This is a genomic window from Candidatus Villigracilis sp. (genome assembly GCF_057083605.1).
Window position 1 is genome coordinate 1 of record NZ_JBXMTI010000123.1, and the last position, 7666, is coordinate 7666.

The window sequence follows — 7666 nt, forward strand, 5'->3', positions numbered from 1 at the left end:
TTTTCAAAAATTATTTTTGAAAAGTGACTTTTTCGACAGTCTCAACGGCTTGCGTTAGTGGCGCTGGGGCGGGGACGGCGAAGCCGTCCAACCAGAAAAAAGCTAAGGCGTAGAAAAATGCCTGAAAAACGCGCAGAATCCCCAGCGTCCACTGCACGCTGTGTTAGGCGCACGTAACTCGGCCGACGCGACCACTTTGACCAGCCCAGCACAAAGACCCGACGAGCAAGGCTCCGCAGACCTGCCCACCACGAAGCATTTGCGGCGCAGCAAGGAGTACATGCCTGGTTTGCCAATCGAAATCTTCGCGCTGCAAGTGCGGACGAGCGAAAAAGGACATGACCTTCAAGGAAGCACACTCTGCGCGTTCTAAATATCTTGAAGTGTGTTTTATTTTCATGTGGCGCAGTGTGTGCGTGTTGGCTGGAGCGATTCTACACTGGCCGATGGGACGCCATGAAATCTTCTTCTGTGCGCCTAACTAGTGTTTAGATGGCGCGTTGCCGTATAACCGCTTATAGACGGCAATAGATTAAAAAAGTATAGCACAAACCCAAAATGAAAAACGCCCATTTTGTGGGCGTTTTTATCTAAAAATCTATTTCAACCTCAAAACAATGAAACGTTTTGAATCTGGCGCACTTCGCCGCATCTTCTGACATTATTCATCTTCATCCACGCCCGATGCCGCAAGCTTGCCCGCTTCGTCACGAGTGGATAGCTCGTCGATGAACTGGTCAATATCTCCGTCCATTACGGCGGGCAGGTTGTAGCTGGAGAGCCCAACACGATGATCGGTCACGCGGTTCTGCGGATAATTATAGGTGCGAATTTTTTCGGAGCGTTCACCCGATCCAACCTGCGAGCGGCGGTCCGCTTCCAGATCGGCCTGCCGCTTGGCCAGTTCAATATCATAGAGCCGCGCGCGCAAAATGCTGAGGGCGCGCATTTTATTTTGGAGTTGCGAGCGCTCATCCTGACAGGTGACGATCATGCCAGTGGGTTTGTGATACAGGCGCACTGCGGTTGAGTTCTTCTGCACGTTTTGTCCGCCCGCGCCCGATGAGCGATACACTTCAATTTCGATATCGCTTTCGGGAATGTCCACTTCAACTTCATCCACTTCGGCCAGTACGGTCACTGTGGATGTGGAGGTGTGAATGCGCCCCTGTGATTCGGTAGCTGGCACGCGTTGCACACGATGCACGCCCGATTCATATTTCAATTTCGAGTATGCGCCTTTGCCCCTCACCTCAAAAATAACTTCCTTGTAACCACCCACGCCGATCGAGCTTTCAGACATGATCTCGGTCTTCCACTTTTGGTCTTCTGCATAGCGGGTGTACATGCGGAACAGGTCAGCGGCAAAGATGGCGGCTTCGTCACCGCCTGCACCTGCGCGAATTTCAACGATGACGTTTTTGTCATCGCGCGGGTCTTTGGGAACCAACATACCTTTGATCTGTCTTTCGAGGATTTCGATCTTCGGGACGAGTTCATCCACATCCGCTTTGGCGAGTGCGATCAACTCCGCGTCATTTTCGTTGATGATCATTGCCCTGGCTTCCTCCAGGCTTTTCACTGCCTGACGGTATTCCCGTGATTTTTCAACGAGCGCTTCCAGGTCAACCCGCTCTTTGTTGATCTCACCAGCGCGTTGATAGTCACTGCCCACCTCCAGCAGTTCCTGCCCCAGTTGTTCATATTTTTCTTCAATGGCTTGTAATTTGTCCAGCATAAAACATCCTGTGTAGGGGCGGGGTTACCCCGCCCCTACAATCAAAAATATTGCGAAATAAAGCGCGGCTCCAAAGGGCCGCGCGGAGAGGATTATACCATTCTGAGGACGTTAGTAATTTGCTACAGCCGAAAGCACCATCGAGAGGATCAATAGGATGGCGAAGATCGCGAACAAAATCTGCGCCGACCTGTTTTGATTCACTGGTTTATTCTCAGCGGTTTTTACTTGTTTCTTGTTTTTTGAACTTTTTCCAGCCATCTTTCACTCACTTCATAATATGATTGTAAAAGGCTTGAGCCATCACCTTTTCCAATTCTTCGATTGTAACAGGCTTCATCACATAGCCATCAGCGCCCATTTGAAGGGCCTTATCCACCATCACATCTGCCGCCTCGGAGGAAAGCATAATGATCGGCAGGTCTTTCCATTCTTTGCGGCGGCGTAGGAACTCAAGCATATCCAACCCTGAAACTTCGGGCATGTTGATATCAAGGATCAGGAGATCGGGCCTCCCGCCTGCCAGCAATGCCTGCGCGGCCGGGCGCGGATTATTGTAATGCCTTGTATCACAGTCCAGCAGCTTCAGCATCAAGCTGACTGCATGTCCCATCTCGTCATCGTCGTCAACGATCCAAACTTCTTTCATTCCAGGTGTGCCTTAATACTTTCTGCCGCAGATTCATTCATGCCCTTTACCGCGGCCAGTTCATCAATGCTTGCCTCCCTAATCTTATCCATGGAGCCAAAATGTTTCAAGAGTGCTCTCCGTCTCGTCGGGCCAATGCCAGGGATTGAATCAAGCTGGGATGCCAGACCCAGCTTCGAGCGTTTTTTTCGATGCGCGGTAATCCCAAAACGATGAGCCTCATCCCGAATCCGCTGCACCAGGTACAGTCCCTGTGAATGGCGCGGCAGAAGCAATGACTCGCTTTTGTGCGGGAAGAAAATTTCCTCCTCCTGTTTTGCCAATCCTACCACGGGCACTTTGCCAAACAGATCATACTGCTCAAGGACTTTGACCACGCGGCTGAGTTGACCTTTACCACCGTCAATGATGATCAAATCTGGGAGGAAGGAAAAAGACGCATCTGGTTTGGACCCTGGGTCTGCTGCCGTTTGCTGATAGCCTTTCCAACGCCGAAAGCGACGCGTGAGCATTTCCTCCATCGAAGCGAAGTCATCGGGCACGCCGATACTTGTGCTCTCAATGTTGAATTTACGATACAGCTTTTTGGCTGGCACACCCTGCTCGAACACGATCATCGCGCCGACTGTTGCCACACCTTGAGTGTGACTCACGTCATAGCATTCGATGCGGTTGGGTGGCGAGGGCAAATTCAATGCAAGTTGTAACTCACCCAGCGCCATTTCCTGTTTGTGTGCATCCGCCTGCCATTGGGTGCGCAAGGCCTGCAAAGTTTCAGTTGCATTCTCCGCTGCCATCTGCACCAGTTCGTGGGGCTGACCTTCCCTCGGCACCAGCAATTCCACTTTCTTCCCGCCTCGTTTCGAGCGTAGCCACTGTGAGATGATGATCCTTTCCTCGATCTCCTCAGGCAGCATCAATTGCTCGGGTATGTTTGCCGCTTCGGTGTAAAACTGTTTGACAAATTCCGTCATCACTTCGGTATCGGCTGTATCTTCCGTACCTTCAAGGATGAAGTATTCGCGCCCAATCAACTTGCCACTGCGGATGAAGAATATCTGTACACAGGCTTCACCGTCAGAACGGGCCATGGCGAGCACATCCGAATCCAGATAATCTGTTGCAAAGACAATCTTCTGTCTTTCGATGATGGCCTGTATGGCTTTCAACTGGTCGCGCAAAGCAGCAGCTTTTTCAAAGCGCATTTGCTCAGATGCTTTTTGCATTTCGTTTTCAAGGCGCGTGACAATCTCTTCGCTGTGCCCGCTTAGGAAATCCATCAGGTCGGAGATCATCTGGCGATAACCCGCCTGGTTGACCGCGCCAATGCAGGGAGCGTTGCAAAGCTTTATATCGTAATAAAGACAGGCACGTTTATCCTGGCCTGTGATCTCACGGTCACATGTGAGATAAGGGAATATTTTTCGGAGCGCTTCCAGAGTTTGATACACCGCCCAGGCCGAAGTGTAAGGCCCAAAATAACGTGAGCCATCCTCTGCCATCTGCCGCGTGACGGTCACTTTGGGAAAAGGTTCATTCCAATGGATTTTTATATATGGGTAACGCTTGTCATCTTTAAGGCGGATATTATATTTGGGGCGATGCTTCTTGATTAGGTTCATCTCAAGGATGAGCGCCTCAAGTTCCGAGCCGACTACGATCCATTCAATATCGGTGATATCGCGTACGAGGCGGCGGGTCTTTGCATCATGCCCCGTATCGGCGTGGAAATATGACCGCACGCGGTTCTTCAAGCTGATGGCTTTGCCAACGTAAATAATTGTCCCCTCAACGTTGCGATAAATATAACAACCTGGCTTCCCAGGCAGGGTGGCAAGGATGCCCTGAAGTTTGTCTGAAATTACCATTGGCGGCAATTCTACCGCTTGTTTATGAAATTTTCTGGAGTCAGGCAGCCTTGCTGCCTGGTTTTATCCATCAGCTTGCTGGTGGATTCCAGAGTATCAACAGGGATGAAATGTCCGTCTCTTTCTCCGCTGATAGCTGATTCTGTTTCAAGAATAATTCTTTTAATAATTCACCTTACGCAGTGTCAATCCCGAAGGGATGCCAGGATTATAGAAATTGTTTAAACCAGCATCAAATCCCGAAGACGGTGTGTTGAGCTTGTCGAAACAGATGTCATTGTTTTTTTTAGCAAAACCATGCCACCCCTTCGGGGTTTACATTCCATTTTGCTTATATCTATAATCATTTCACTCCTTCGGAGTTATGTCCGAAGGAGTGGGAAGATGAGTTAATATCTGCGATAGCAAACGGAGTTGCAAAAACGGGTACAGCAGAAGGTTTTTATCATAATGATCATTAAGGATCGCTCGACCACCCTCGTCAAGATATTGTTGAAGTGTGATTTGCTCTTCACATATTCGACTAACATCCTTCTGTTCTAGTAACAGCAACCCCTTGATTTCAGAGGATGGCTTTGGTAATTCGTCTGTCTCAGCCAGATACATTAGCGATAGGGTTGATTGGCCTTCACGGAAATATTGGACTGCCAAAAACGGGATATTTTCGTCGTCTTCCTTTCCTGTCCATGTAATTTTTAGAAGTTGAGATTCGGTATGATCCCCATTTGCCAAATAAGTTGTAATGGGGTGCTTATATCTTATGTTTATATCCGCCTCTTCACTTACTTCCCGGACCGCACATTGCCAGCCAGTTTCATCTTTTACAAGATGCCCGCCTAACCGAAATACAGGCGTATAGCCCTGATATGGGTGGATACCTAATGCGAAAATATACAAATCACTTAGACGGACATATGCACCTGCGGTCTTAATGATTGATGTTTTCAAGTTGACCATTATTATATTGGTAATTGAATTATAAAACTTGTCCCTTTGCCAATTTCGCTTTCCACGCTGATTTCACCACCATGTGCCTGAATAAGTTGTTTCGTAATGGCGAGGCCGAGTCCGCTGTTGGTGCGGCCCGTGCGGGATTTGTCTCCGCGCCAGAAACGGTCAAAGATGAAGGGAATGTCTTCGCTGGGGATGCCTTCGCCAGTATCTTTAATTTCAATTCGGATTCCATTCTCGATGGAGGTGGTGATGATCGAGATTGTCCCTCCCCTGGGTGTGTGACGCAGGGCGTTTGAAATTAGATTCGATAACACTTGATTCAGCCTGTCATAATCGGCAGTGATTTCTTGTGAAGAGTTGGCGATGTCGGTTTTCAAGTCAATGCCGAGAGATGCGGCTTCAGAAGAAAAGCTGGAGGTGAGATCCTGCAACAGGTCAGCTAGCAGGAAGCGGGTGGGGTGAAGCGGAAGTTGCCCTGCTTCGGCAAGGGAGAGAGTCTGCAAGTCGGTCACGAGGCGGGCAAGCAGTTTGGTCTCATCCAACGTGTTATTGATGTGCTCATTGGTGGGTTTGTAAACGCCGTCAATGATGCCTTCGAGGTTGCCTTGAATAATATGCAGTGGCGTGCGAAGTTCGTGTGCAATGTCGGCGGTGAGGTTGCGGCGTTGCTGATCGGCGCGTTCAAGCTCGCTGACCATGTGATTGAAACGCTGCGCCAATCGCCCGAATTGACGCGGGTAACGCTCGGGCACGCGCACGCTGAGATTACCTTCGGAGATCGAGTCGATGGCGGAGAAAATATCGGCCATGGGTCTGCCAAATCTTCTGAAGGTGAAACTGCCGACCATAAAGGAAGCGAATACAAAAATAAATGGAATGGCGCAAAGCAGCACCCACCAATTGGCCCCGATGTTTTCGATGTGTTGCGAGAAGATGAGATAAATAATGGCGGCAATCCCCGCGACGAAGAGCAGGGTGATGCCGAAGAAGAAAATTGCGAAAGGAAAAAAGAATCGGCGATTGCCGCGCCAGCGGTGCGGGGGGAAGTGGGGAGGGCGGAAGGGAGGGTGGTGGTTATGTTGCATGGTTGTTTAAAAGTCGAAGGTCAAAAGTCGTTTGAACGTTTGAACGTTCTAACGTTCGACGAAGCGATAGCCGATCCCATAAACTGTTTCGATCATGTTTTGATTAGACTCGGCTTCGAGTTTCCTGCGCAGGTTTTTGATATGTGAGTCTACGCTGCGGTCAATGCTGGATGCGGCTCCGTGCAGGTTGTCGAGCAATTGTTCGCGGGTGAGGGTTTGCCCGGGGCGGCTGGCGAGCAGATGTAGCAATTTGAATTCGTTGGGTGTGAGTTTAACGGAGTTGCCATTGAATGTAACAGAATATTTATCGGAATTAATTTCGAGTTGTCCTGCACGGATGATACTCGGAGCTTTTATGTCTCCGTGAGTCCTACGCAGGAGAGCGCGCACGCGCGCGACCAGGGCACGAGGGGAGAATGGTTTGGTAATGTAATCGTCGGCGCCGATCTCGAGACCCGTCACCTGATCAACCTCCTCGGCTAAGGCGGTGAGCATGATGATGGGCACAGCACTTTCGCGGCGCAGGATCTTGCATACTTCGCGCCCGTCTATGTTGGGCAGCATAAGGTCAAGGATGATGAGGTCGGGTTTTTCGCGGCGGGCAGTTGTCAGCGCAGATTGACCGTCGCCCGCAGTCAGCACGCGGTAGCCATTCTTTTCAAGATAATCACGCGCGAGTCGGGCGATCTTGGGTTCGTCGTCTACGACCAGGATGGTGTTCATGGTAAATACAAGTTTATCCTTAAATCATGAATACCGCTTGTTTGGCGGCATTCATGATTTATGCCAGAGTTATGCTTCTTTGTTTGGTGATTCTGAGTCTGATGGTGCAGCCTCACCATGTGCACGTTTGTGCCAATCGTTGAACATGGGCGGGACTCCACCTTCCCAATGCCTGCCCCAGGGACCATACATGTGACCACGATGCCAGGGGCGGAAGAAGACCATTCTCAGCAGGCCGAAGAACAGGAAGATAAAGAGGATGGAGCCGCAAATACCAAATGGGAAGAAGCCGAAGTGATGGCGGTAACCGAAGCCATAAGGATCAGCGTAGCCATAACCATAACCGCGGCCATACACCATGGGCGGGAGAGCTTGTCCATTTTCAGCGGCTTCAGAAATGGCAGTTGCCACAGCGGGGGCTTGAACAACTCCCTGGGCAACTCCAGCTTTGTAAGCCATGAAACCGCCTGCGGCTATCAGGCCAAGTAGGAGTAGGACTCCGATCAATCGAAAAGCGAAACCTTTATTAGACATTTTTACCTCCAATAGGTAGTTGATTTGGATTGTTCTTTCGTCTCTAATGTATCAACCCAATGTGGAGGAATTGTGGATGAGCTTGGGAGGGTTTGTGGATGCGATGTAAGAGGAA

At 49.9% G+C, this 7666-nt stretch carries 9 protein-coding genes; 1 reads left to right on the forward strand and 8 read right to left on the reverse strand.

Annotated features, from left to right (window positions below):
• Nucleotides 1–196: 196 nt before the first annotated feature.
• Nucleotides 197–373: a hypothetical protein gene (locus AC14M5_RS18680; protein WP_484031221.1), complete on the forward strand. Its 177-nt coding sequence runs from the start codon at nucleotides 197–199 to the stop codon at nucleotides 371–373.
• Nucleotides 374–661: 288 nt separating this feature from the next.
• Here AC14M5_RS18680 and prfA read toward each other — a convergent pair whose 3' ends face one another.
• The 8 genes from prfA to AC14M5_RS18720 form a co-directional block, all read right to left on the reverse strand.
• The gene (gene prfA, locus AC14M5_RS18685; RefSeq protein ID WP_484031222.1) at nucleotides 662–1738 is read right to left on the reverse strand and encodes a peptide chain release factor 1; all 1077 of its coding nucleotides are present in this window, start codon (nucleotides 1736–1738) and stop codon (nucleotides 662–664) included.
• A gap of 111 nt (nucleotides 1739–1849) precedes the next feature.
• Nucleotides 1850–1999, reverse strand: a complete 150-nt coding sequence (locus AC14M5_RS18690) for a hypothetical protein (protein ID WP_484031223.1) — start codon at nucleotides 1997–1999, stop codon at nucleotides 1850–1852.
• Between the two features lie 7 nt (nucleotides 2000–2006).
• Nucleotides 2007–2387: a response regulator gene (locus AC14M5_RS18695; RefSeq protein ID WP_484031224.1), complete on the reverse strand. Its 381-nt coding sequence runs from the start codon at nucleotides 2385–2387 to the stop codon at nucleotides 2007–2009.
• Complete coding sequence (uvrC, locus tag AC14M5_RS18700; RefSeq protein WP_484031225.1) at nucleotides 2384–4255, reverse strand: excinuclease ABC subunit UvrC; 1872 nt, start codon at nucleotides 4253–4255, stop codon at nucleotides 2384–2386. The genes AC14M5_RS18695 and uvrC overlap by 4 nt, the downstream gene beginning before the upstream one ends.
• 348 nt (nucleotides 4256–4603) lie before the next feature.
• A complete protein-coding gene (locus AC14M5_RS18705) occupies nucleotides 4604–5203 on the reverse strand; it encodes an NUDIX hydrolase (protein ID WP_484031226.1) in 600 nt (199 codons plus the stop codon).
• 11 nt (nucleotides 5204–5214) lie between these two features.
• Complete coding sequence (locus AC14M5_RS18710) at nucleotides 5215–6294, reverse strand: sensor histidine kinase (RefSeq protein WP_484031227.1); 1080 nt, start codon at nucleotides 6292–6294, stop codon at nucleotides 5215–5217.
• 48 nt (nucleotides 6295–6342) lie between these two features.
• Nucleotides 6343–7017 (reverse strand): response regulator transcription factor, encoded by a 675-nt coding sequence (locus AC14M5_RS18715; protein WP_484031228.1) that lies wholly within the window; start codon nucleotides 7015–7017, stop codon nucleotides 6343–6345.
• A 69-nt stretch (nucleotides 7018–7086) separates the two neighbouring features.
• A complete protein-coding gene (locus AC14M5_RS18720) occupies nucleotides 7087–7551 on the reverse strand; it encodes a hypothetical protein (protein ID WP_484031229.1) in 465 nt (154 codons plus the stop codon).
• Nucleotides 7552–7666: the final 115 nt, after the last annotated feature.

Bases quoted from the DNA above. Each gene is read 5' to 3' on its own strand.
- prfA (WP_484031222.1), bottom strand. From the start codon at position 1,738: ATGCTGGACAAATTACAAGCCATTGAAGAAAAATATGAACAACTGGGG.
- AC14M5_RS18690 (WP_484031223.1), bottom strand. From the start codon at position 1,999: ATGGCTGGAAAAAGTTCAAAAAACAAGAAACAAGTAAAAACCGCTGAG.
- AC14M5_RS18695 (WP_484031224.1), bottom strand. From the start codon at position 2,387: ATGAAAGAAGTTTGGATCGTTGACGACGATGACGAGATGGGACATGCA.
- uvrC (WP_484031225.1), bottom strand. From the start codon at position 4,255: ATGGTAATTTCAGACAAACTTCAGGGCATCCTTGCCACCCTGCCTGGG.
- AC14M5_RS18710 (WP_484031227.1), bottom strand. From the start codon at position 6,294: ATGCAACATAACCACCACCCTCCCTTCCGCCCTCCCCACTTCCCCCCG.
- AC14M5_RS18715 (WP_484031228.1), bottom strand. From the start codon at position 7,017: ATGAACACCATCCTGGTCGTAGACGACGAACCCAAGATCGCCCGACTC.
- AC14M5_RS18720 (WP_484031229.1), bottom strand. From the start codon at position 7,551: ATGTCTAATAAAGGTTTCGCTTTTCGATTGATCGGAGTCCTACTCCTA.